The 23,108-nt window shown below is 72.0% G+C and carries 18 protein-coding genes; 6 read left to right on the top strand and 12 right to left on the bottom strand.

Annotated features, from left to right (window positions below; all coding sequences use genetic code 11):
- Positions 1–3: 3 nt before the first annotated feature.
- The gene (locus ACZ6H8_RS15615; RefSeq protein ID WP_464147849.1) at positions 4–2,292 is read right to left on the bottom strand and encodes a glycosyltransferase; all 2,289 of its coding nucleotides are present in this window, start codon (positions 2,290–2,292) and stop codon (positions 4–6) included.
- 64 nt (positions 2,293–2,356) lie between these two features.
- Here ACZ6H8_RS15615 and ACZ6H8_RS15620 point away from each other — a divergent pair, with 64 nt between their 5' ends.
- The 4 genes from ACZ6H8_RS15620 (at position 2,357) to ACZ6H8_RS15635 (ending at position 6,441) form a co-directional block, all read left to right on the top strand.
- Positions 2,357–3,361 (top strand): GDP-mannose 4,6-dehydratase, encoded by a 1,005-nt coding sequence (locus tag ACZ6H8_RS15620; protein WP_464147850.1) that lies wholly within the window; start codon positions 2,357–2,359, stop codon positions 3,359–3,361.
- A complete protein-coding gene (locus ACZ6H8_RS15625) occupies positions 3,358–4,314 on the top strand; it encodes an NAD-dependent epimerase/dehydratase family protein (RefSeq protein ID WP_464147851.1) in 957 nt (318 codons plus the stop codon). Before ACZ6H8_RS15620 ends, ACZ6H8_RS15625 begins: the two co-directional genes overlap by 4 nt.
- Positions 4,311–5,189 carry a UTP--glucose-1-phosphate uridylyltransferase GalU gene (gene galU / locus ACZ6H8_RS15630; protein ID WP_464147852.1) on the top strand — a complete coding sequence of 293 codons (879 nt, stop codon included), beginning with the start codon at positions 4,311–4,313 and terminating at the stop codon, positions 5,187–5,189. The genes ACZ6H8_RS15625 and galU overlap by 4 nt, the downstream gene beginning before the upstream one ends.
- Before the next feature lie 85 nt (positions 5,190–5,274).
- On the top strand, positions 5,275–6,441 hold the full coding sequence (locus ACZ6H8_RS15635; protein WP_464147854.1) for a nucleotide sugar dehydrogenase: 1,167 nt from the start codon (positions 5,275–5,277) through the stop codon (positions 6,439–6,441).
- A 97-nt stretch (positions 6,442–6,538) separates the two neighbouring features.
- Here the strand turns inward: ACZ6H8_RS15635 and ACZ6H8_RS15640 are convergent, their stop codons facing one another.
- Positions 6,539–6,985, bottom strand: a complete 447-nt coding sequence (locus ACZ6H8_RS15640; RefSeq protein ID WP_464147855.1) for a VanZ family protein — start codon at positions 6,983–6,985, stop codon at positions 6,539–6,541.
- Between the two features lie 113 nt (positions 6,986–7,098).
- Positions 7,099–8,130, bottom strand: a complete 1,032-nt coding sequence (locus tag ACZ6H8_RS15645; protein WP_464147856.1) for an LCP family protein — start codon at positions 8,128–8,130, stop codon at positions 7,099–7,101.
- Positions 8,131–8,339: 209 nt separating this feature from the next.
- Here ACZ6H8_RS15645 and ACZ6H8_RS15650 point away from each other — a divergent pair, with 209 nt between their 5' ends.
- Positions 8,340–8,675, top strand: a complete 336-nt coding sequence (locus tag ACZ6H8_RS15650; protein WP_464147857.1) for a histone-like nucleoid-structuring protein Lsr2 — start codon at positions 8,340–8,342, stop codon at positions 8,673–8,675.
- 16 nt (positions 8,676–8,691) lie between these two features.
- Here the strand turns inward: ACZ6H8_RS15650 and ACZ6H8_RS15655 are convergent, their stop codons facing one another.
- The 8 genes from ACZ6H8_RS15655 to ACZ6H8_RS15690 form a co-directional block, all read right to left on the bottom strand.
- Positions 8,692–9,960, bottom strand: coding sequence for a maltokinase N-terminal cap-like domain-containing protein (locus tag ACZ6H8_RS15655; RefSeq protein ID WP_464147858.1), 1,269 nt, complete (start codon positions 9,958–9,960; stop codon positions 8,692–8,694).
- A 53-nt stretch (positions 9,961–10,013) separates the two neighbouring features.
- Positions 10,014–11,285, bottom strand: a complete 1,272-nt coding sequence (locus ACZ6H8_RS15660; protein ID WP_464147859.1) for a trypsin-like serine protease — start codon at positions 11,283–11,285, stop codon at positions 10,014–10,016.
- Between the two features lie 4 nt (positions 11,286–11,289).
- A complete protein-coding gene (locus ACZ6H8_RS15665) occupies positions 11,290–12,177 on the bottom strand; it encodes a DUF4349 domain-containing protein (RefSeq protein WP_464147861.1) in 888 nt (295 codons plus the stop codon).
- A gap of 163 nt (positions 12,178–12,340) precedes the next feature.
- Entirely contained in the window at positions 12,341–13,300 is a 960-nt protein-coding gene (locus tag ACZ6H8_RS15670) for a TetR/AcrR family transcriptional regulator (protein WP_464147862.1), read from the bottom strand.
- Entirely contained in the window at positions 13,297–14,112 is an 816-nt protein-coding gene (locus ACZ6H8_RS15675) for an aldo/keto reductase (protein WP_464147863.1), read from the bottom strand. The genes ACZ6H8_RS15670 and ACZ6H8_RS15675 overlap by 4 nt, the downstream gene beginning before the upstream one ends.
- A 53-nt stretch (positions 14,113–14,165) precedes the next feature.
- The gene (locus tag ACZ6H8_RS15680; RefSeq protein ID WP_464147864.1) at positions 14,166–15,368 is read right to left on the bottom strand and encodes an MFS transporter; all 1,203 of its coding nucleotides are present in this window, start codon (positions 15,366–15,368) and stop codon (positions 14,166–14,168) included.
- Between the two features lie 120 nt (positions 15,369–15,488).
- Positions 15,489–16,226, bottom strand: a complete 738-nt coding sequence (locus ACZ6H8_RS15685) for an SDR family NAD(P)-dependent oxidoreductase (RefSeq protein WP_464147865.1) — start codon at positions 16,224–16,226, stop codon at positions 15,489–15,491.
- A 48-nt stretch (positions 16,227–16,274) separates the two neighbouring features.
- The gene (locus tag ACZ6H8_RS15690; RefSeq protein ID WP_464147866.1) at positions 16,275–17,435 is read right to left on the bottom strand and encodes a thiolase family protein; all 1,161 of its coding nucleotides are present in this window, start codon (positions 17,433–17,435) and stop codon (positions 16,275–16,277) included.
- A gap of 97 nt (positions 17,436–17,532) precedes the next feature.
- On the opposite strand from ACZ6H8_RS15690, the gene ACZ6H8_RS15695 reads away from it, so the two are divergent.
- Positions 17,533–19,269 carry a carboxylesterase family protein gene (locus ACZ6H8_RS15695; RefSeq protein WP_464147867.1) on the top strand — a complete coding sequence of 579 codons (1,737 nt, stop codon included), beginning with the start codon at positions 17,533–17,535 and terminating at the stop codon, positions 19,267–19,269.
- A 94-nt stretch (positions 19,270–19,363) separates the two neighbouring features.
- On the opposite strand, the gene hrpA is transcribed toward ACZ6H8_RS15695, so the two are convergent.
- On the bottom strand, positions 19,364–23,107 hold the full coding sequence (hrpA, locus tag ACZ6H8_RS15700) for an ATP-dependent RNA helicase HrpA (protein WP_464147868.1): 3,744 nt from the start codon (positions 23,105–23,107) through the stop codon (positions 19,364–19,366).
- Position 23,108 lies beyond the last annotated feature (1 nt).

The following is a 23,108-nucleotide window of genomic DNA, read 5'->3' on the forward strand; positions in this document are numbered from 1 at the left end:
GGCTCATCGTCGGACGACTCGCTCTGCCAACGCCGCGATCCTGTCTCCGACCTGCTGATCGTCGAGCAATCCCTGGGTGGCGCGGGCGCCTGTCGCCAGCGTCTCTCGCAGCACCGGGTCGCCGATACGACGCAATGCAGTCGCGAGGGCCTTGACGTCCCGCGCGGGCACGACGAGGCCGTTGACACCGTCGCGCACCCACTCTGCGGGCCCGCCCTCGTCTGCAACGATCGTGGGCCGGGCCGCGGCCAGGTATTGCAGCACGTTCTGCCCAAGCGGCTCGGCGCGAACGGAGAACTGGACGCAAACGTCGAGGGATTCGAGCGCGCCGGCGACGTCCTCGACGTGGCCGGGGAACTCCACACGATCGCCGACGCCCAGCGCTCCGGCGAGTCGTTTGAGCTCGCGAGCGTAAGGCTCGTGTCCGAAGGCAGCGCCACCGAACAGCACCAGTCGCTGTTCGCCTTCCCTGTGCGCTTGCGCGAAGGCGCGCAGCAGCAGCTCTTGCCCCTTCCACGGGTCGAGGCGCGCGATCATGCCGATGCGGCGGACGCGCGGCGCGATGTGGACGGGAGTCGACGGAGCAGGGGCAAGGCCCGCCGGACTCGGGATGACCTCGGTGATCGCACCGTCGGCTACGTAGGGGGCGACGAGGTCGAGCGAGGCACGCGAGTTCGCGATGACGGCAGATGCACGCGGCAGGACGAAGGACCGCATGAGGCGCGTGGCGGCGCCTCCGATTGCTTGGGGCTCGACGAGGTCGCGGACGTGCACGATCACCGGGGTGCGGAGCAGTGCGCCCGCGATAGTGACGTACACGGAGGCGCGCGTGGTGTTCGCGATCAGTACGTCGGCCGCGCGTACAGGCCGCGCCGATGCGAGCGACGCCGCAGCTGCGAGGATGCGGCGGGTCAGTATCAGATTCGCGAACGCGCCCTTGCCAGTCGTCGTACGAGCGGTCTGCTCCGGACCAATGCGTCGGATCGAGACCGCATCTGGCAGCGACGCGAAGAGGTCGCGACCAGGCTTCTGCGGAGTCGACGGCACCACGATCGTCGCCTTCCACGACTGCGACGTGCGAACCGTGCGGAGCAGGGCGAACTCGGCGCCTCCGGGCTCGCTCGAGTGGTCGACGAACACGACATGCGTCGGAGTGGCCGCGACGACGTGGGCGCGTGGCGGTGCCAGCTCACGATCGATTCGTGCCATCTCCGCGCGGAGCCGCTCGGCGAAGCGCTCCTCCGAGAAGCTCCCGGCATGCTCGCGGATCTGCTCGACGTCCCAAGGGAGGGTCCGACTGCGCACGACCGCCTCTGCGACCGCCTCGGGCGTCGGCTCATCGAAGTACGTGCCGGTCACATTCTCGCGGATCGTGTCGAGGAACCCTCCCCAGCGCAGCACTACCGACGGCTTGCCGAAGCTCGCGGCCTCGATTGGAGTCAGTCCGAAGTCTTCGAAGCTCGCCGCCACCACTGCAGTGCACTGTGCGTAGAGCCAGCGCATCTGCGCATCCGTCAGGTCCTTCACCATCCGCACTCGTGGGGAGGCCATCGCGGCAAGGCGACGTTCCTCGGGACCGCGACCTACGACCACGAGCGGAAGATCGATCTGCTCGAACGCCTTCATGACGACGTGGACGTTCTTGTACGGCAGCAGGCGGGAGATGCAGAGGTAGAAGCCATCTTGGATGTCGAGCCCGGCGAGGTCGACGGGCTCCTGGGGCGCGTCTGCGTCCACGGAGTGCGGCGCCGGCAACACCTCCGCCTCAATGCCGTAGGCGTCCCTGATCCGCTGTTGCACCACGGTCGAGATGGCGAAGTAGGTCGTCGCGGTCGATGCTTGCCGTCGATCCCATCGACGCAGGGCAGGCGACAGCGCATCGAGCCCGCGTCGCACGAGCGTTCGTGCGGTCGTCCCCAGGTACGTGTCCGGCTGGTACAGCCATCGAGCGGGCGAGTAGCAGTAGACGATCTTGCTGCCGGTCGTTCGGAATCCATGCGCCCAGCCACTCGAACTGACGATGGTGTGTCGTGCCCGCACCAGGATCCGCTCCGACGCCCACGCGAGCAGCGGCATCGCGCGGCGATGGTTCGAGCGCAGGCCGCTGACGCGATTCAAGGGTGATGGGCGCACGTCGAGCTCTGCGAACTCCGGATACGTCTGGCCCGGGTCGAACAGTGTCGTGTGGATCGGTGCCTCGGGGAATGCGCGGTGCAGGGCGAGCACGACCTTCTCTGCGCCTCCACGCTGCGTCAGGTAGTCGTGGGCGATGGCGACCTCGGGTGTAGGCACTCAGCGAGCGTATCGGGTGCTCTAGGCTGACAGCGTCTGTGCACGAGCGCTGGAGGGCGACGACATGGGTGAGACGAAGACCGCCCTGGTGACCGGCATCACGGGGCAGGACGGGGGACACCTCACCTCGTTGCTGCGCGACGAGGGCTATCGCGTGTTCGGGGTCATCCGGGGGCAGAGCAACAGCAAGAAGGACGACTTCCTGCGGGAGTTCCCGTTCGTCACGTTGATCGAGGCGGACCTGCTCGACTCGTCGTCGCTCATTCGAGCCGTCGAGCTCGCGGATCCGGATGAGTTCTACAATCTCGCGGCCGTCAGCCATGTCGGGTACTCCTTTAAGAACCCGGCGTTGACGCTCGACACGACTGGGCGCGGAGTGCTCTCCTGTCTGGAGGCGATCCGCATCACCGGCCGAGCCGACCGCACGCGGTTCTATCAGGCGTCGACGTCGGAGATGTACGGCGGGCTCGACTACAACCGTCCGGGTCTCGGCTACGACGAGAACTCCCTCTTCCACCCTCGTAGCCCCTATGGCGTCGCGAAGCTCTACGGCCACTGGATCACCCGCAACTACCGCGAGAGCTACGGCATGTTCGCGTCGTGCGGGATCCTCTTCAATCACGAAGGTGAGCGACGAGGCCTGGAGTTCGTGACACGCAAGATCACGGATGCCGTCGCGAAGATCCATCTGGGCCTGCAGGACCACGTCGAACTCGGCGACCTCTGGCCGAAGCGCGACTGGGGCTACGCGGGCGACTACGTCCGCGGAATGTGGCAGATGCTGCAGCATTCCGAGCCCGACGACTTCGTGCTCGCGACCGGCGAGACGCATTCCATCGAGGACTTCCTGGAGCGGGCCTTCGGTCACGTCGGCATCCAGGACTGGCGGCCCTACGTGCGCCGCAACGAGGCATTCGCGCGACCGGCCGAGGTCGACATCCTGTTGGGAAATCCTGCCAAGGCGGAGTCTGTGCTCGGGTGGCAGCGCGAGGTCGATTTCGCCGGACTCGTGGCTCGCATGGTCGATCACGACGTCGCACGGCTGCGCCAGGCATCCGGCTCGTCGTGAGCGCTCTCGCCGAGAGGGGCCGTGTCGTCGTCACCGGGGCCAACGGCTTCGTCGGCAAGCATGTAGTCAACGCGCTGTCGGCGGGCGGATTCGCCGTCTCTGCTGTGAGTCGCGCGGTCGACGTCGAGCGCTACGGAGTCGACTGGCAGGTTCAGGATCTGACGACGCAGGCGCTGGAGGTCGACGTGCGCGAGGTCGCCGCCGTGGTGCACCTCGCGGCACTCGCCGCAGTCGGTCCTTCCTTCGACGATCCGCAGCGCTACCTCTCCGCGAACAGCGCGATCATGACGTCGGTCTGCGAGCCGCTGTTGCGTGCCGGCTCATCGGCGCGCGTGCTCGTCGTGAGTTCGGCAGCCGTGTACGGCCCCAGCGCGATGCCGGTCGCCGAGGATGCAGAGCTCGCGATGACTTCGCCCTATGCGGTCTCCAAGCGCCTCGTCGAGCTGCAAGCGGACTACTACCGACGGCGAGGGCTCGAGGTGGTCGTCGCTCGCCCGTTCAATCACATCGGCCCGGGCCAGGGAGCTGGCTACCTCGTCCCTGACCTCACCGCTCGCCTGCGCGCACGGCTCCCGGGAGACTCCCTCGACGTCGGTCGACTCGACACCGCCCGGGACTACACCGACGTCCGCGACGTCGCAGCTGCGTATGTGGCACTGCTGCGCGCCGAACAGCTCGAGCACGCCACCTACAACGTCGCGAGCGGGGCCGCTCGGACGGGATGGGCGATGCTCGAGTTGATCGCCGATCGGCTCGGCGTCGAGCTCGGCGAGGTCCGAGAGCATGGAAGCCGCGCGATCGACCCAGACACCGTCATCGGCGACGCGAGCCGCCTGGCGCACGAGGTGGGCTGGGCTCCGACGCACTCGCTGCTCGGCTCCATCGACGACGCCGTGCGTTCCTCGCCCGTGACCCCCACACCGCCCGACAGCCTGAACGGATCCGCTCCATGAACGCCAGCATCTCGAAGGCCGTCATCCCCGCCGCCGGCCTCGGCACGCGATTCCTGCCCGCCACGAAGGCGATGCCGAAGGAGATGCTGCCGGTCGTCGACAAGCCGGTCATCCAGTACGTCGTCGAGGAGGCCGTGCGCGCCGGCCTCAGCGACATCCTCATGATCACCGGTCGCAACAAGCGGGCGCTCGAGAACCACTTCGACCGCGTCACCGAGCTCGAGGCGAACCTCGAGCGCAAGGGCGACCAGCGGCGTCTGGCCGACATCATGCACTCGTCGACGCTGGCGAACCTGCACTGGACGCGACAGGGCGACCCGCTGGGTCTCGGCCACGCCATCCTGAAGGCGCGCCTGCACGTCGGCGACGAGACGTTCGCGGTGCTGCTGGGCGACGACATCATCGACGAGCGCGACGAGCTGCTCACACGCATGGCCGATGTCGCGACGAGCACCGGCTCGCACGTGGTCGCGCTCATGGAGGTCGAGCCGAGCCAGACCCACATGTACGGCATCGCGACGGTCGTGCCGACCGACGACGACGACGTCGTGGGCATCACCGAGCTCGTCGAGAAGCCCGAGCAGGGCACGGCACCGTCGAACCTCGCGATCATCGGCCGGTACGTGCTGCAGCCGAGCATCTTCCCCGTGCTCGAGCGCACGCGACCCGGCAAGGGCGGCGAGATCCAGCTGACGGACGCGCTCGTCGAGGGCATCGGCGACGAGGGCGTGGTCGGCGTGGTGTTCCGCGGGCGCCGCTACGACACGGGCGACCGCCTCGAGTACCTCCGTGCCTGCGTGCGCATCGCCGCCGAGCGTCCCGACATCGGCCCCGAGCTGCGCGCATGGATCAAGGAGTACGCGGCCACGCTCTGACGGGGTCGCGACGCAGAGGCACGCGGTCGAGCCGCTCGGCTCGCACCGAGGACGGGCTGTCGCCCGGTAGAGGAAGTGGTGCTCCATGAAGATCGTCGTCGTGGGAACGGGATACGTGGGTCTGTCGAACGCCGTCGTGCTCGCGCGGCGCCACGACGTGGTCGCGGTCGACATCGATGAGGCGAAGGTCGCGATGGTCAACGCGCGTCGCTCGCCGATCGTCGACCCCGAGCTCGAGCAGCACCTCGCCGAGACGCCGCTGTCGCTCACGGCGACGACGGATGCCGCTGCCGCGTACGCCGGTGCCGACGTCGTGATCGTCGCCACCCCGACCGACTACGACCCTGTGGAGAACTTCTTCGACACGCGCTCGGTCGAGTCCGTCGTCGCCGCGGTCCTCGCCGTCACGACGACACCCACCATCGTCATCAAGTCGACCGTGCCGGTCGGCTTCACCGAAGGCCTGCGTCGCGAGCACCCCGGTGCGAACATCGTGTTCTCACCCGAGTTCCTGCGCGAGGGACGCGCGCTGCACGACAACCTGCACCCGTCGCGCATCGTCGTCGGCGACACGGGGGAGCATGGGCGGAGGTTCGCCGACCTCATGCTCGAGGGCGCCGACGAGACGGACGTGCCCGTGCTGCTCACGCACGCGACGGAGGCCGAGGCGATCAAGCTGTTCGCCAACACGTACCTCGCGCTTCGGGTTGCGTACTTCAACGAGCTCGACACCTACGCGGCGACCCACGGGCTCGACTCGTCGCAGATCATCGAGGGCGTCGGCCTCGACCCCCGCATCGGCAGCCACTACAACAACCCGTCGTTCGGCTACGGCGGATACTGCCTGCCGAAGGACACGAAGCAGCTGCTCGCCAACTACCAGGACGTGCCGCAGAACCTCATCGCCGCCGTGGTGTCGTCGAACACGACGCGCAAGGACTTCGTCGCGCAGGACATCCTGCGCCGCCAGCCGACGGTCGTGGGCATCCACCGGCTCATCATGAAGTCGGGCTCGGACAACTTCCGCGCCTCGTCGATCCAGGGGATCATGAAGCGCATCAAGGCCAAGGGCGTCGAGATCGTCGTCTTCGAGCCGGCGCTGGAGGAGGACGAGTTCTTCGGCTCCGAGGTCATGCGGGACCTCGACGCGTTCAAGGCTCGCGCCGACGTGATCGTCGCGAACCGGCAGGCGGACGAGCTCGACGACGTCGCCGACAAGGTCTACACCCGCGACATCTACGGCCGCGACTGAGCGCGCGCCGCCTCCCAGGCGGAGGCGGTCATCGTGACCAGCCAGCTGGCCGCACCGGACGGCGACGAACGGTCGGCGACGGCCTGTGCACGTGCACTCACTCTGGCGGATGCGCAGACGGTGGCGACTCGCCGACGGAGCTCCGCACCCGTGCCAGGATGCGGCGACGTGAGGACTCGGCTGCTCGGCGCTCCCGCCGCCCGACGACGGCCTCGAGCGTGCAGCCGAGTGCGACGCCGATCGAGGCGCCGAGGCCGTTCGCGACCACGTCGAGCATCGACGACGTGCGGTGCGGCATCAGAAGCTGCACGAGCTCGACCGCAGCGGAGAGCACCGGTCCGGCCAGGAGGCAGGCGACGACGTGGCGCCGCCCGAGCACGAGGACGATGAGGAGGCCGAACGGCAGCAGCATCGCCACGTTGGCGCCGAGCTCGATGCGCTCGTAGGTCACCCATGCCGGCAGCCCGATCTCCTGGAGGCCGGCCAGCACTCGACGCAGCAGCGGGGCCGCGTCGCGGTCGACGTGCTCCGGCCACAGCGTCACCGTGAGCACCACAGCGACCCACCCGGCCAGCGCGATCCCCGCGGGTCGTCGCAACGGTGCTCGGGTGGGGGCGGAGCGTGGCGGGCGACCGAGCATCGTCACGCCGCCGCGCGTCACCGGTCGGCTGGCGGCACGAAGTCGTTCATCGAGTCCTGCTGGAACGCCTGCTGCACGAGCGCGAGGTCGTCGTAGTCGACGAACACCACCGACTCAGACCCCACCATCCCCGTGCCCGTCGTCGGCATCGTGAACGTCTGGACGCTCGGCCTGCCGGAGCCTGCGAACTCTCCAGCGATGCCGAGCATCGATGCGCTCGTGAGACCCTCGGTCGTGGCGACGTACGGTGCCATCGACTCGATGAGGTTCGTGAGCGTCACGGGATTCGCCACGACCGACGGCTGCAGCACCCGATCGAGCAGTGCACGCATGAACGCCTGCTGGTTCCTGACGCGCTGGTAGTCGCCATCGCTGAAGGAGTAGCGCTCTCGCACGAATGCGAGCGCTGCATCGCCGCGAATGGTGATCGGCCCCTGGGCGAACTCGTAGCCACCCGCGTCGAACGCGACCTCGTTCTGCAGCGTCACGCCGCCGACGGCATCCGTGAGGCCCTTGAACCCCTCGAAGTCGACGATCGCGACATCGTCGATGCGCTGCCCGATGAGTCCCTCGACCACCTGCACCAGCAGGGGCACGCCGCCGTAGGCGAGCGCCGAGTTGATCTTCGCCTCGCCGTACCCGGGGACCGACACCCACGAGTCGCGCATGATCGACATGACCTGCACCGACTGCCTGTCGGTCGGGATGTGCACGAGCAGGATCGTGTCGGAGCGCGATCCGAGATCGTCGAGCAGCGATGTTCCCTCGGCGCGGGTGTCGCTGCCGAGGAGGAGGTAGTTGAGGGGCGCGGCACCCTCGCCGGCGAAGGCGTCGGGACGCAGCGACTCATCGGGGAACGCCTCCTCGACTCGCTCGATCTGCGACGCGGACGACTGCAGACGGAACGCGAACACGCCGATCGTGGCCACGAGCGCCGTCACGAGCCCGAGCGCGACGAACGTGACGACCTTGCGTCGCGTGCTCCACGGCTTCCGAGTGCGGGCAGGCGTCGGCTCCTCGTCCGTCATCAGGGACTCGATGTCGCTCATGCCACGAGCATCCCACAGCGTGTCTGATGCCGACGACCGACGCGTGGGCCGCGCCCATCCGCCTCGCTGCGTCGATCGCGACCGACATGATCCCGAGATGGCGCGCGAAAATGATCGGCATTGCATTCGCAACGTGCATCGAGCACGGCCGCAGAATTCACTCGCGAGTCGCATTCGCAGACACCCGAGAATGCCAATAGCATTCGACCATGGCAAAGAAGACGATCGTCGAAGTCGTGGATGACCTCACCGGAGAGCCCCTGGCAGACGGAGCCGGCCGCACGGTCGCGTTCTCGCTCGACGGCGCGCAGTACGAGATCGACCTCACGCACGAGCACGCCGACGAGCTCCGCTCGGCGCTCGAGCCGTGGATCTCGTCGTCGCGTCGCGTGAGCGGTGCGACGCGCTCGTCGTCACGCTCCGGCTCGTCGCGCGCGTCGAAGGACGTGCAGGCGATCCGCGAGTGGGCGTCGGCGAACGGCTACCAGGTCGCGACGCGCGGCCGCATCCCCGCGAACGTCGTCGAGGCGTACGAGGCGCGCTGACGTCGCACGCGGCTGCTCAGTCGAGCAGCCGCTCCAGCGCCGAGCGGGGGATGGGCAGCCAGTCGGGGCGGCTGCGCACCTCGTAGACGACCTCGTAGATCGCCTTGTCGACGAGCAGCGCTCGGATGAGCGCCGGATCGCCCTCGCCGCGCAACGACCGGTAGCCGCGCAGGAACGACTCCTCCGTCTGCGCCGTCCAGCTCGCGGCGTCTGCGACGTCGACGCCGAGCTCGAGCGCAGCGGAGCCCGCCGCGTAGTCGAACGACCGCAGCATGCCCGCCACGTCGCGCTCCGTCGGCTCCGGCAGCAGCCGCTCGGCGAGCGGCCGCAGCGGCTCGCCCTCGAAGTCGAGCAGCAGGAACCCCCTGCCGGGCTGGCGCAGCACCTGCCCGAGGTGCAGATCGCCGTGGATGCGCTGCACGAGGCCCACGCGGATGCCGTCGAGCGTCGCCAGATGCTCGTCGATGCGGTCGTCGAGGTGCGCGAGCGCGCCCTGCGACTCGGCGCGTGCCCACGCGACGCGTGCGCGCAGGCTCGCGACGAACGCATCCGAGGCCTCCTGGCTCGTGCCGGAGGCGCCGAGGGTCTCCGCGAGCGTCACGTGCACCTCTGCGACCGCGCGGCCCAGGTCGACGACGTCGACGTCGTCGCGCGGCTCGCCGCGCAGCGCTCGCACGGCGTCGTCGCGCACGACCGCCCACGCGTCGTCGGCGCCGCCGACGAACTCCGACACCGCGGTGAGGCCCGCGGTGCGCTCGACGCCGTCGTGCGTCCACGTGGCACTCGTCGACGCGACGAGCGCGGGCACCCGCGAGGAGCCCGCGCGCGTCAGCGCGCCCGTGACGGCGACGTCGGGATGCTCGCCGTCGTCGACGACGCGGAACACCTTCGCGATCCACGGCGGCTGCGCATCGCCGATCACCGACGTGTTCGACTGCTCGCCCGTGATGACGCGCACCGTCGACGCCGCGGGCGCGACGCCGTCTGCCGTGATCTGCGCCGAGGGCCGCAGCATCGCCTGCAGCGCATCTGCGTCATGCGCGGCGTCGACGAGCCACCGGTCGCCGACGGCCGCGATGGGCGCCTCGCCAGGCTCGTCGCGCAACGCGACCGGCACCTGCAGCGTCGCGTCGCCGGCGCGCACGAGCGCGACCGCGACGTCGTCGCCGACAGGCAGGAGCGCCTCGAGCGTCAAGGCGACGTCGGCGCCCTTCCACGGATACCAGCGCCTGCCTGGCGCCCATGCGGCGATCGCGGCGAGCGTCGTGTCGGGGTCGAAGGCCATGCATCCACCCTTGCGAGCGCCGAGCGTCGAGGCAAGGGGGCGACGCCGGTGCGTCAGAGCGTGACGGCGCGCAGCTGCACGCCGGGCATGACGCGCATGAGGTCGGCGATCGGTGCGACGTAGCCGAGCGTCGAGCAGCGTGCGCCCGCGGACTGCAGGCGGATGCCGCTCACGACCCCAGCCGCCTGCACCGTGCCAGACGCACCCCACGCGTACACGGGGCCGCCGGAGTCGCCGAAGCAGAACGCATCGCCCGTGGTGGAGCTGACGCGCACGACGTCGACGCACTGCGCGCCGCCGCTGGCGACCGCGTAGCAGGCGACGCCGGGGCCCGTGACCTGCAGGTTGCACGCGTTGCCGGACGTCGTGCCCGAGCGGCACAGCGCAGCCCCCGTCGGCAGCGTGCGCAGCCAGCCGCTCACGGCGAGCGACGAGGTGTCGCTCGTGTAGATCGCGGCACGATTGCGCACGTCGAGGTCGAGCCGCGCCAGCTGCAGGTCGTACGACGACGAGCCCTGCACGAGCGTCGCGGCACCCGTCGTGACGCCGAGCCGCGTGCCGCCCGACGACAGCACGGCGAGGCCGTCCTGCCAGTTGCTGCAGTGCGCGGCAGTCACGAAGTGCTGGAAGTGCCCCACCACCGCCTGGAACCCGCTCGTGCAGAACTGGTTGGCACCCGAGGGCAGGCGCGTGGCGTACGTCGACCCGCCGTACAGGTCCTGCGTGTCGCCGCGACGTGCCGTCGTGTCTGGCACCTCGTCGACCGGCTCGACGGCCACGTCGACCTCGGATCCCACCGCGTCGACCACGGCCTGCTCGATCGCCGCGACGCCCGCCGCATCCAGCGGCAGCGCCTCGACGCCGGCGGCCGCCGCAGCCTCGGGCGTCGGCACCGCGACCGTCACCTCGTCGCCGTCGACCTCGAACGTCACGGGAGCCTCGGCAGGCAGCGACGCCGCAGCGTCGAGCAGGCTCTCCGAGAGCGCCTCCGCGCTCTGCCGCTGCGCGACGACGTCGATCGTGATGCCGCCGTCTGCCTCGGCGTCGTCGACGAGCGCCAGCACCGCATCGGGCACCTCGCCCGCCCAGCCGATGGTCACGGCACCCGTCGTCGGGTCGATCGCGGTGGAGCCCAGCTGCGACGACGCCTGCAGCGCATCCCACCGAGCCACCTCGTCGAGCAGCGCGAGCTGCGTCAGCTGCGTCGACTGGGGATCCTGCATGGCCAGCGGCGTCGTCGGTGCAGCCGCCGCTGCCACAGGCGCCATGAGCGGCAGGGCGAGCGCGGCGACGGCCGCTGCCGCCCACCTGGATCCACGAGTCACGCGGTCATGCTACGGGGGACGCCGCATCGCCGGACGAAGGCGCGCTGGGGGACATCGCGCGGCGTCGACGCCGCACGATGAGCACGACGACCGCGCCGACGAGCGCGAGCACCGCCAGCCATGGCACCGCGGCGCCCGCCGCGACGAGCGCGCCGCTCGCGACGGCCACGAGCGACCCCCACCCGGCGACGAGCCCGTCGACGAACGTCGCAGGCGCCGCGGGCGCCTGCGCGACCGACGCGATCGACACCGTGATGGTCGACAGCGCCACCTGGTCGGCGAGCGACGCCTGCTGCTGCAGCAACGACTCGAGCTCGCTCGTGCGCGTCGTGAGCTGCCCCTCGATCTGCAGCAGCGTCTCGGTGTCGGCCGCCGTCGCCAGCAGCGCCGTCAGACGCTCGACCGATGCGCGCGCCGACTCGACCCGCACCTCCAGGTCGCCCACCTGCTGCGTGACGTCGACGCTCGACACGTCGACGTCGCGCACGTCGCCCAGCGCGCGAAGGTCGTCGAGCAGCGCATCGACCTCGTCCGCGGGCACGCGCAGCACGAGCTGGGCACGCTCGGGCACGTCGTCGCTGCCAGCGGACTCGGAGCGCGACGCGACCGAGCCGCCCGCGCTCGCCGCGAGCTCGCCAGCGGCGTCGGCCGCCTCGACGGGCGACTCGGCCACGAGCGACACCCACCCGGTGACGATGACGCTCTGCTCGGCGGCGTCGACGGCGGGCTGCGACGCATCGGCGCCGTCGGAGGCCGCGACGTCGGGCGAGCCCTGCTCGACCGCGGGCACGGGTTGGGGCACGGACTCGGCGGAGGCGCCGCCGAGCGCGGTCGGCGCGCAGCCGACGAGGAGCAGGGCGGCGACGGCCGCGAGGGGAGCGAGGGTGCGCATGCTGCGACGGTAGGCCGACGCCTCGCGCGTGCGCAGCCCAACCGCACGCGCGACTCGCACGTCCGGCACCGTCGCCATGCGGGCGGAGCGAGCCGTCGAGGGCGCATCCAACCTCTGGGTCCGCTCAGGCCGCATCGCGACGGCCCTGTCGGCCGCAGCCGGCTCAGGAGCGCTTGCGCGACTTCGCCTCCGCCTTGGCCTCCGCCCGCGCCTCCCGCTCGCGCGCGCGCTCCTCGGCCGCCGCCTCGCGTTCGATCGCGCGCTCGGCGATCCTCTGCGCCTCCCGCCGAACCTCCGCGAGCCGCGCCTCCGCCTCGCGCACCGTGCGCAACGCCTCCTTGACCTTGCGGTCCTGCGCGACCGTCGACGGGATGCGGTCGATCGAGGCGTCGTCGAGGCCGCCGCGGTCGAGCCACGCCTGGATGCCGTCGAGCAGACGATTCAGGCCGAAGAAGAAGGCGCGGTCGCTGCTGGCGATCGGCTCGTCGAAGATGCCGGCATGCACGGCCTCCGCCAGGTTCGGGAAGCGCTCGATCGTCACGAGCTCGCGCAGCCCCGCACGCAGGTCGTCGTCGACCTCCGTGCCGTGCCCCGCCTCGCCGAACAGGCCGATGTAGCCCATGAGCAGCAACGAGAGCGACACCTTCGACTCGGCAGGCAGCGCGAGGTCGTCCATCGCACCCACGGCGCCGTCGAGGATCGCGAGCCTGTTCGGCGTCGTCGGCGTCGCAGACGGCGGCATGCTCGTGAGCCACGGATGCGCCTGGTAGCCGGCCCGCACGAACGTCGCCCACGCGCGCAGGCGCGTGCGCCAGTCGCCCTCGGCAGGCGGCGCGGGCATCTCGGAGGCCGCGTCGACCATGAGCAGCAGCAGGTCGTCCTTGCCGGTGACGTACCGGTAGAGCGACATGGGGGTGAAGCCGAGCGCCGTCGCGACGCGCCCCATGCTCACGGCCTCGAGGCCATCGGCGTCGGCGATCACGATCGCCGCCTGCACGATGCGCTCCGTCGACAGCTCGCGCTTGGGGCCGCGGTGCGGCAGCTCGGCGACGCCCCACGCGATCGCGACGGCGTGCGGCAGCGCGGGCGCGCCGGGGGCGGGCGTCGACGTCGGCGCGCTCACGGTCGATCCTCGGGCGCCGTGCCGGTGCGCACGCCCGACTCGAGCGCCGCGATGCGCGCCATCGCGTCGTCGGGCAGCGGCGCGATCTCGGCGATGTTCTCGGCCAGTCGCGACGCGTGCATCGACTTGGGAGCCGCCGCACCGCCGAGCTGCAGGTGCCAGCGCAGCACGACCTGCGCGGGGCTCGCGCCCACCTCGTCGGCGATCGCCACGAGCACGGGGTCGTCGAGCAGCCGGCCGCGGCCGAGCGGGCTCCACGCCTGCGTGACGATGCCGTGCTGCGCGTGGAAGGCGCGCAGCGCATGCTGTGGCAGCCACGGGTGCGACTCGACCTGGTTCACGACGGGCCACTCGCCCGTCTCGTCGAACAGCCGCTGCAGCTCGTCGGCGCCGAAGTTCGCCACGGCGATCCACCGCACCCGCCCCTCGTCGCGCAGCGTCTGGAACGCCCTCCACGTCTCGACGAACGTGCCGCGCGGGGCGCGCGGCCAATGCATCATGTAGCCGTCGATCACGTCGAGCCCGATGCGCTGCTCGCTGGCTGCGAAGTCGCGCAGCGCCGCATCGTACGACTGCTCGGGGTCGCCCCAGAACTTCGTGACGACCTGCAGCTCGTCGCGCATGCCGCTGTCGCGCACGGCGGCACCCATCTCGGCCTCGTTGTCGTACATCGCGGCACCGTCGACGAGGCGGTACCCGGCGGCGAGGCCGTCGTGGATGACGCGCGCCGTGTCGGCAGGCGGCACCTTGTACAGGCCGAGGCCGATCGCGGGGATGCTGGAGCCGTCGAGGAGGGGCAGGAGGGCGACCATGCCCCCATCCTTGCAGCGTCGGCCGTCGCGTGGTCGGTGCGTGCCTGCCGAGGTCAGCGCGGCAGCTCGACCGGTGCGGTCTCGGGCGGCTCGCCGATGCCCTCGGTGAGGTCGGGCTGCCGATGCCGCAGCACCCACGCGACGATCGCCGCAGCCGACGCCAGCACGAACGCCACCGCGAACCCGCCGATCGGCCCCTGCCAGTCGATGAGGATGCCGGCCGCCGCCGAGCCGACCGCGGCGCCGATGAGCTGGCCCGAGCCGATCCACCCGTACGCCTCCGGCGTGTCCGAGAAGCGCACCGTCGCGGCGACGATCGACGACATCGCCGACAGCGCCGGCGCGATGCCGATGCCCGCGACGAAGAACATGAGCGCGAGCCACCAGAAGTCGAGCATGATGCACGCCAGCCCGAACCCGGCCGCGCACACGGCGATGCGGATCGCGAGCGACCGACGGCGGATGGTGACGCCACCGAGCGCGAGCCCGCCGACGAGCGACCCGAACGCGTTCGCCGCGATGACGATGCCCGCCTCGAACCCGTCGTGGCCGAACACCGACACCACGGCGGCCTCCGACGCCGCGAAGCCGCCGATGAGCAGCATGCCCGTGACGAGCACGAGCACGACCGGCACCTTCTGCAGCACGCCGCCGATGCGCCTCGCCGACGGCGGGATGCGCATGCGTCCCACCTCGGGGGAGAGGGTGAACCAGAGGCCGCCCGCGAGCTGCACGACGGCGGCGGAGACGAGGCCCTCGACGGTGCCGACCTGCGTCGAGACGAACGTGATCGCGACGGGGCCGACGACCCAGATGATCTCCTGCAGCGTCGCATCCAGCGAGAACAGCCGCGACAGCATCCGCTGCGTCACCATCGTGGGGTAGAGGGTGCGCACCGCAGGCGTCACGGGCGGCATCGCGAGGCCGGCGAGCGCGCCGACGGCCGTCATCGCCGCGAGGCTCATGGGCACGAGCGCGATGACGAGGATGCTCGTCGCCGCCACGACGAGGGTGAGCAGCAGCACGGGACGCGTGCCCCACCTGCCCATCCACCGCGTCGTGAGCGGGCCGGCGGCACCTTGGCCGATCGACAGCGCCGCGAGCACGAGGCCGGCGGCGGCGTACGAGTCGAAGGTGCGCTCGACGTGCAGCAGCAGCCCGAGCGAGTACATGCCCTGCGGGAAGCGGGCGACGAGCTGCGCCGCCATGATGCGCGCGAGCCCCGGTGCTCGAAGCACCTCGCCGTACGCACGCATGAGGGCGAGCCTACCCGCGCCTATGCGTCTGCTGGGTGCAGTGCGCGCGTCTCTGACTGGTCGCGGTTGCACCCGGATCGGGCTGGTTCGGGTGCAACCGTGACCAGTCCGTGTGCAGGGTCAGCGCGGAGCCATGCGGATCGCACCGTCGAGGCGGATCGTCTCGCCGTTCAGCATCGGATTCTCGACGATGTGGCGCACGAGCGCCGCGTACTCGGCAGGGTCGCCCAGGCGAGACGGATGCGGGATCTGCTCGGCGAGCGACGCCTGCGCCGCCTCCGGCAGCCCCGCCATCATCGGCGTGCGGAAGATGCCCGGCGCGATCGTCATGACGCGGATGCGGCTGCGCGCCAGCTCGCGCGCGAGCGGCAGCGTCATGGCCGCGACGCCGCCCTTCGACGCCGAGTACGCCGCCTGCCCCACCTGCCCGTCGAACGCAGCCACCGACGCGGTGTGCACGAGCACGCCGCGCTCCTCGCCGACCGGCTCGGCCTCCTGCATCCGCGCCGCCGCCAGCCGTGCGACGTTGAACGTGCCCACGAGGTTCACCTGGACGACGCGGGCGAAGCGCTCGAGCGGCAGCGGGCCGTCGCGGCCGACCATGCGCTCGGCGGTCGCGATGCCGGCGCACTGCACCACGACGCGCAGCGGGGCCGCCTCGCTCGCAGCGTCGATCGCATCCTGCACCTGCCGCTCGTCGGTGACGTCGGCCTCGACGTAGCGGACGCCCTCGTCGTCGCCTGCACGCATGTCGGCGACGACGACGTGCGCGCCCGCCTCGCGCAGCAGCGCGGCGGTCGCGGCGCCGAGGCCGCTCGCACCGCCCGTGACGAGCGCGCTCGAGCCTGCGATGTCCATGGATCCTCCTCGTGGGTGGGGGCGAGCGCCGCAGGGGTCGTGCGGCGGTCAGAGGCGTTCGACGAGGGTCGCGTTGGCCATGCCGCCGCCCTCGCACATCGTCTGCAGGCCGTAGCGCGCGTTCGAACGCTCCAGGCCGTGCACGAGCGTCGTCATGATGCGGGTGCCGCTCGAGCCGAGCGCGTGCCCGAGCGCGATCGCGCCGCCGCGTGCGTTGAGCCGGTCGCCGTCGCCGCCGATCGCGGCGAGCCACGCGAGCGGGATCGACGCGAACGCCTCGTTGACCTCGACGAGGTCGACGTCGTCGATGCGCATGCGAGCCCGCTCGAGGATGCGCGTCGTCGCCGGGATGACGCCCGAGAGCATCTCGACGGGGTCGGAGCCGACGACGACGGAGTCGACGATGCGCACGCGCGGCGTGAGGCCGTGCCGCGCAGCGAACGCCTCGGAGGTCACGAGCACGGCGCTCGCACCGTCGGTGAGCGGCGAGGCGTTGCCTGCCGTCACCGCCCACGCGAGGTCCGGGTGGCGCGCCGCGAGCGCGTCGGTGCGGAACGCGGGCTGCAGCCCGGCGAGACCCGCGACCGTCGTGGCAGGGCGGATCGTCTCGTCGGCGGCGTGCTCGCCGTCGACGCCGGCCACCGGCAGGATCTCGTCGCCCCACGACACCGCGGCGGCACGAGCGTGGCTGCGTGCGGCGTACTCGTCCTGCGCGTCGCGGCCGATGCCGAATCGGGCGGCGACGAGCTCGGCTGCCACGCCCTGATGCGTCAGCGCGGGGAAGCGGCCGTGCACCTGGCCGGGGATGGGATCCTCGCCGAGCGCCGCCGACCCGATGGGGTGCGTCGACATGAGCTCGACGCCGCACGCGACGACGCACTCGGCGAGACCCGCCGCGATCGTGGCGTGGGCGAAGTGGATCGCCTGCTGGCTCGAACCGCACTGCCGGTCGACGGTCGTGCCCGGCACCGTCACGGGCAGGCCCGCGGCGAGCGCGGCCGTGCGGGCGACGTTCTGCGTCTGCTGCCCGACCTGGCTGACGCATCCGGCGATCACGTCGTCGACGAGCGCGGGGTCGATGCCCGCGCGATCGACGAGCTCGGCGACGACGGTGCCCAGCAGCGCTGCGGGATGCCACGCCGACAGCGCACCACCCGGCTTGCCCTTGCCCGACGCGGTGCGGAGGACGTCGACGATGACGGTGCTCACGCCTCCCAACCTAGCCGTGCTCCGATGGTCGCGAGCGGTCGAGCTGCTCCGCGACGCGCACAGGGCGCCCGAAGGCGCGGTGCGTACGGTCGACGGGATGCAGGACGAGACAGAGCATGCGGGAGCGGGTCGCGCTGGCGACGACGCCTCCGTCGTCGTCGCGACCGCGTCGGGTCGCGTGCGCGGCCGGTGGGAGCGAGTCGGCTCTCCCAGCAGCGTCCGCCACGGCAGACCGCGCGCCGAGGTCGCGGCGTTCCTCGGCATCCCGTACGCGGAGGCCCCGGTCGGCGACCTGCGATTCGCGGCGCCCGTGCCGCGACGCGCGTGGGACGGCACGCGCGACGCCCTCGACCACGGCGCGACGCCGCAGCGCGTCGCCGACCCTCGCGCGCTCATCCCCGAGCCGAGCGTGCCTGGCGACGACACCCTCACCGCGTCGGTGTGGACGCCCGACCCGAGCCCCCACGCGCGCCTGCCGGTCATGGTCTGGATCCACGGCGGCGGCTACACGACCGGCTCGCCTGCGAGCCCCTGGTACGGCAACGGCGCCTTCGCCCGCGACGGCGTCGTCACGGTCGTCGTCTCGTACCGGCTCGGGTTCGACGGATTCGGCTTCATCGAGGGCGGTGCGGTGCAGAACCGCGGCGTGCTCGACTGGCTGTGCGCCCTCGAATGGGTGCAGCGCCACGTGTCGGCGTTCGGCGGCGACCCGTCGCGCGTGACGGTCGCCGGGCAGTCGGCAGGAGGCGGCGCGGTGCTGACGCTGCTGGGCATGCGCGCCGCCGACGGCCTGTTCGCGCAGGCGTGGGCGGCGTCGCCTGCGATCGCCGACGTGCCGGAGACGACGGCGCGCGCGCTCGCCGCGCGCCTCGGCGACAGGCTGCGCGTCGGCGCACACGGCGGCGTGCCGTCGCTCGAGGTGCTGCGCAGGACGTCGGAGGGCGACGTGCTGCGCGCGCAGCCGAAGGCGAGGCGCGGTGCCGGTCGCGGCATCTACGGGCTCGTCGACGAGATGCTGGCCCTCGGCCCCGTCGTCGACGGCGACATCGTCGAGCGACCCACGACGGATGCGCTCGCCACGGGCGCCGGATCGGGCGTGCCGCTCGTCGTGGGTGCGATGCACGACGAGCTCGCGCTCACCGAGGCGGTCCTGCCGCGAGGCCTGCGCGGCGTGCCGGGTGCGCTGCGCGCGATCCCCAGCAGCGCGACGCTCGCCGCCGCGAGCCTCGACCGTGCGACCCGGCTGGCCTACGTCGCCGCCAACCGCGGCGCCGCACGCGCGGGCGCTGGTGCGCTCGCGTTCCGATACCTGTCGGATCTCGTCTTCGGCGGCGCGGTCGTCGCAGCGGCGCGATCGCGCGAGCACGCAGCGAGGCCGCGCGTGCGCGAGCGGCGCAGGCTCGAGCATCCCGATGCCGACGTGCGTGCGGGCCTCGAGCATCCGCCGAGCCTCGCCGAGGCTGCGGCGACGTGGGCGTACCGCTTCGACTGGGCGTCGCCGACGCGCGGCGCCGCCGTGCACTGCGTCGACGTGCCGTTCGCGTTCGACGCCCTGGGCGACGCGCCCGCCGACCGCCTCGTGGGCGCGGAGGCGCCGCAGGCGCTCGCCGACGTCGTGCACGGCGCGATGGTCGCGTTCGCAACTGGCGGCGATCCGGGCTGGCAGCCGTGGAGCGACGCGCCGGGTGCGACGCGCATCCTCGGCGCACCCGCCGACCTGGCGCCGGCTCCCGCAGCGTCCACGCCGCGTCGGCCGACCATGGAGCCCGACGGCTGGCGCCGCCTGGCCCCGCTCGCCGACGCGGGCCGCATCCCGCGCCGCCCGCGCCCCTGACCCACACGCTCATTCAAGGTTCTCGGCCGCTTTTCACCTCACATGCGGCCGAGAACCTCACATGGATCGTCGCCGCTCAGGCCCGAGCGTCGCGTCACGCTTCCGCCGCCAGCACTCGGCGGATGCGCTGCACCGAGATGGGGCCGCGCGCGCCGAGCGTCTGCGCGTACAGGCTCACGCGCAGCTCCTCGACCATCCACCGCGCCTCGACGAGCCTCGGCGCAGCCGTCGACGGCAGCGGGATCGACCCGCCCGCCGCCCGCAGCGCCTCGACGGCCTGCGCGACCTCCGCCATCCACTGCACGTCGCGATGCGCCGTCTCGGGCAGTCGGCGCACGCGATGCTCGACGGCCTTCACGTACACCGGCAGCCGCGACAGGCGAGACACGCCCGCGGCGACGATGAAGCCGTCGTGCACGAGCCCCTCGAGCGTCGCGCGCGCATCCGTCAGCTGCGCCATGTACGCCATCGACGACATGTCGCGGATCGCGACGTCGGCGACGCGCGCCGCCGCGAGCACCGCCGCGACGCGAGCGGTGATGTCGAACATGCGCTCGACGAGCCCGAGCGACACGGCGGTGCGGATGCGGGCGAAGTCGGATGCGGTGCGCACGGGGCCGCCGAGCGTGAGCTCCTCGTCGACGATCGCCAGCAGCACGTCGTCGAACAGCCGCGCCGTCGACGGGTAGGGCGACGCGCCCAGCGCGAGCCGCTCGGCATTCGACAGGTTCGACTGCACGTACGACTGCGGCGACTGCACGGCGTCGGCGAGCATGCGTCGCACGGCGGCGTGCTCGGCGGCGTCGCGCTCGGCCTCGGTCGAGAACAGGGCCACGTCGATGCGTCCGCCCTTCGCGAGGCGGTGGCCCGGGTAGGCGCGCACCGTGCCCTGCCCCTGGCGCACGTCGACGTGGCGCGGCACGTCGGCCATGAACCCGTCGACGCCCTCGCGGGCGATGTCGTGCGTGACGACGGCGGCGACCTCGACCGTCGCGCGCTGCGCGAGCCTGCCCTGCAGCGCGGCGAGGTCGCGGCCGGTGCCGAGCACCTTGCCCTTCGCGCCCTCGACGACGAAGCGCGGCAGCAGATGCTGCGGCACGCGGCTCGCGTCGACGTCGGAGGCGTCGGCGGGAGTGTGGGCGACGCGGCGGATGCGGTCGGCGAGCACCTGCGCGAGCGACTCGCCCGTCGGCTCGGCCGGCAGGTCGGCGAGCATGCCGCGCGCCCAGTCGCCCGCGGGCACGACCGTGCGGCGCACGTGCTTCGGCAGCGCCTTGATCATCGCGGTGAGCAGCTCCTCGCGCATGCCCGGCACGAGCCAGTCGAAGCCGGCGGGCGTGAGCCGCGGCAGCAGCGCGATGGGCACGTGCACGGTGAGGCCGTCGTCGTCGGCGCCCGGCTCGAAGCGGTACGACAGCCGCAGCGTCTGGTCGCCCTGCCTCCACGTCGTGGGGAAGGCGTCCTCGTCGGGCCCGTCCTCCCGCCCCAGCAGGTCGTCGCGCGTGAACGTGAGCAGGTCGGGGGTCGCCGCCCGCGCATCCCGCCACCACCGCTGGAAGCCGCGCGCATCGGTGACGTCCATGGGGATGCGGGCGTCGTACAGCTCGACGATGCGCTCGTCGTCGAGCAGCAGGTCGCGGCGCCGCTGCCGCTCCTCGAGCGCCTCGATCTCGGCCACGAGCGCCCGGTTGGCGTCGAGGAAGCGCTCGCGCACCGTCCACTCGCCCGCGACGAGACCGTGACGGATGAGCAGGTCGCGTGCCAGCAGCGCGTCGACGCGCGCGAGCTGGATGCGCCGCTGCGGCACGATCGGCACGCCGAAGAGGGTGACGCGCTCGGTGGCGATCGCGGCGCCCTGGCGCTTCGACCAGCGCGGCTCGAACCACTGCCGCTTCACGAGGTCGCCGGCGAGCGGCTCCGCCCATGCAGGGTCGATGCCCGCGACGACGCGCGCGAACAGCCGCGACGTCTCCACGAGCTCCGCGGCCATGACCGCCTGCGGCTGCTTCTTCGACAGCGTCGACGACGGATGGATGTGGAAGCGGGTGCCGCGGCCGCCCACGAAGTCGCGCTTCTCGGCATCCCGCACGCCGATCTGGCTCAGCAGGCCTGCCAGCAGCGCCTTGTGGATCTCGGTCGCGCTCGTCGAGAACGGCTCCGAGCTCGTCTCGGATCGCTCGCGACGGTCGGGCACGGAGCCCTTCGGCAGCGAGCGCTCGAGCTGCCGCACGACGTCCTGCCACTCGCGCACGCGCAGGAAGTTGAGGTGCTCGTCTCGGCACATGCGGCGGAACTGGTTGCCGGAGCGCTGCCGCTGCTCCTGACGCAGGTAGCGCCACAGGTTGAGCAGCGAGATGAAGTCGCTCGTGGGGTCGGCGAAGCGCGCGTGCAGCTGGTCGGCGCGGGCGCGGTGCTCGAGCGGGCGTTCGCGCGGGTCCTGGATCGAGAGGGCGGCGACGATGGGGATGACGGCGTCGGCGACGCCGTGCTCGACGCCCGCGAGCACCATGCGCGCGAAGCGGGGGTCGACGGGGAGGCGCGCGATGCCGCGGCCGATGCGCGTGACGGCGCCGGAGCGCTCGATCGCCTGCAGCTCGCGCAGCAGGTCGGTGCCGTCTGCGATCGCGCGGCGCTCCGGCGGCAGCAGGAACGGGAAGTCCTCGAGCGGGCCGAGGCCGAGCGTCGCCGCCTGCAGGATGACCGACGCGAGGTTCGTGCGCAGGATCTCGGGGTCGGTGAACGCGGGCCGCTTCGCGAAGTCGTCCTCGGCGTAGAGGCGGATGGCGATGCCGGGTGCGACGCGCCCCGCGCGTCCAGCGCGCTGGTTCGCGCTGGCCTGGCTGATCGCCTCGATCGGCAGGCGCTGCACCTTCGCGCGCGTCGAGTAGCGCGAGATGCGGGCGGTGCCGGTGTCGACGACGTTGCGGATGCCGGGCACGGTGAGGCTCGTCTCGGCGACGTTCGTCGCGAGCACGACGCGGTGCCGCGCGCCCGCGGGCCTGCGCTCGAACACGCGATGCTGCTCGGCTGCCGAGAGCCTGCCGTACAGCGGCAGGATCTCGACCGACGGCCCCAAGCGCCCGGCGAGCGCATCCTGCGCATCCCGGATCTCGGCCTCGCCCGAGAGGAACACGAGCACGTCGCCGTCGTCGTCGCGCCAGATCTCGCGGATGGCGTCGTGGATGCCGTCGAGGGGGTCGACGTCGTCGTGGGCGTCGTCGCCACCCTCGTCGTCGGCCATCGCCTCGCGGGTGAGGGGGCGGTAGCGCACGTCGACGCCGTAGGTGCGGCCGGAGACCTCGATGATGGGGGCGCCGCCGAAGTGGCGCGAGAACGACTCGGGGTCGATCGTCGCCGACGTGACGATGACGCGCAGATCGGGCCGCCGGGGGAGCAGGCGCGTGAGGTAGCCGACGAGGAAGTCGATCGTGAGCGAGCGCTCGTGCGCCTCGTCGATGATGATCGTGTCGTACTGCAGCAGGTCGGGGTCGCGGTGGATGCGGTTCAGCAGCACGCCGTCGGTCATGACGGCGAGGCGCGTGGCGGCCGACACCTTGTCGGTGAAGCGCACCTGGTAGCCGACCTCGGCGCCGAGCTCGACCTGCAGCTCGTCGGCGACGCGCTCGGCGATCGTGCGCGCGGCGATGCGGCGCGGCTGCGTGTGGGCGATGGCGGTGCGGCCGAGCTCGAGGCAGATCTTCGGCAGCTGCGTCGACTTGCCGGAGCCCGTCTCGCCGGCGACGATGACGACCTGGTGCTCCTGGATGGCGGCGGCGATCTCGTCGCGGCGCGCGGAGACCGGCAGCTCGTCCGGGTAGGCGATGTGCATCGCGCCCATC

Source organism: Agrococcus sp. AC640b, from assembly GCF_979255995.1.

What these genes read in the sequence shown, in the direction of transcription:
- ACZ6H8_RS15620 (WP_464147850.1), top strand. Translation starts at nt 2,357, where the DNA reads ATGGGTGAGACGAAGACCGCCCTGGTGACCGGCATCACGGGGCAGGAC.
- galU (WP_464147852.1), top strand. Translation starts at nt 4,311, where the DNA reads ATGAACGCCAGCATCTCGAAGGCCGTCATCCCCGCCGCCGGCCTCGGC.
- ACZ6H8_RS15635 (WP_464147854.1), top strand. Translation starts at nt 5,275, where the DNA reads ATGAAGATCGTCGTCGTGGGAACGGGATACGTGGGTCTGTCGAACGCC.
- ACZ6H8_RS15645 (WP_464147856.1), bottom strand. Translation starts at nt 8,130, where the DNA reads ATGAGCGACATCGAGTCCCTGATGACGGACGAGGAGCCGACGCCTGCC.
- ACZ6H8_RS15650 (WP_464147857.1), top strand. Translation starts at nt 8,340, where the DNA reads ATGGCAAAGAAGACGATCGTCGAAGTCGTGGATGACCTCACCGGAGAG.
- ACZ6H8_RS15655 (WP_464147858.1), bottom strand. Translation starts at nt 9,960, where the DNA reads ATGGCCTTCGACCCCGACACGACGCTCGCCGCGATCGCCGCATGGGCG.
- ACZ6H8_RS15665 (WP_464147861.1), bottom strand. Translation starts at nt 12,177, where the DNA reads ATGCGCACCCTCGCTCCCCTCGCGGCCGTCGCCGCCCTGCTCCTCGTC.
- ACZ6H8_RS15675 (WP_464147863.1), bottom strand. Translation starts at nt 14,112, where the DNA reads ATGGTCGCCCTCCTGCCCCTCCTCGACGGCTCCAGCATCCCCGCGATC.
- ACZ6H8_RS15680 (WP_464147864.1), bottom strand. Translation starts at nt 15,368, where the DNA reads ATGCGTGCGTACGGCGAGGTGCTTCGAGCACCGGGGCTCGCGCGCATC.
- ACZ6H8_RS15685 (WP_464147865.1), bottom strand. Translation starts at nt 16,226, where the DNA reads ATGGACATCGCAGGCTCGAGCGCGCTCGTCACGGGCGGTGCGAGCGGC.
- ACZ6H8_RS15695 (WP_464147867.1), top strand. Translation starts at nt 17,533, where the DNA reads ATGCAGGACGAGACAGAGCATGCGGGAGCGGGTCGCGCTGGCGACGAC.
- hrpA (WP_464147868.1), bottom strand. Translation starts at nt 23,107, where the DNA reads ATGGGCGCGATGCACATCGCCTACCCGGACGAGCTGCCGGTCTCCGCG.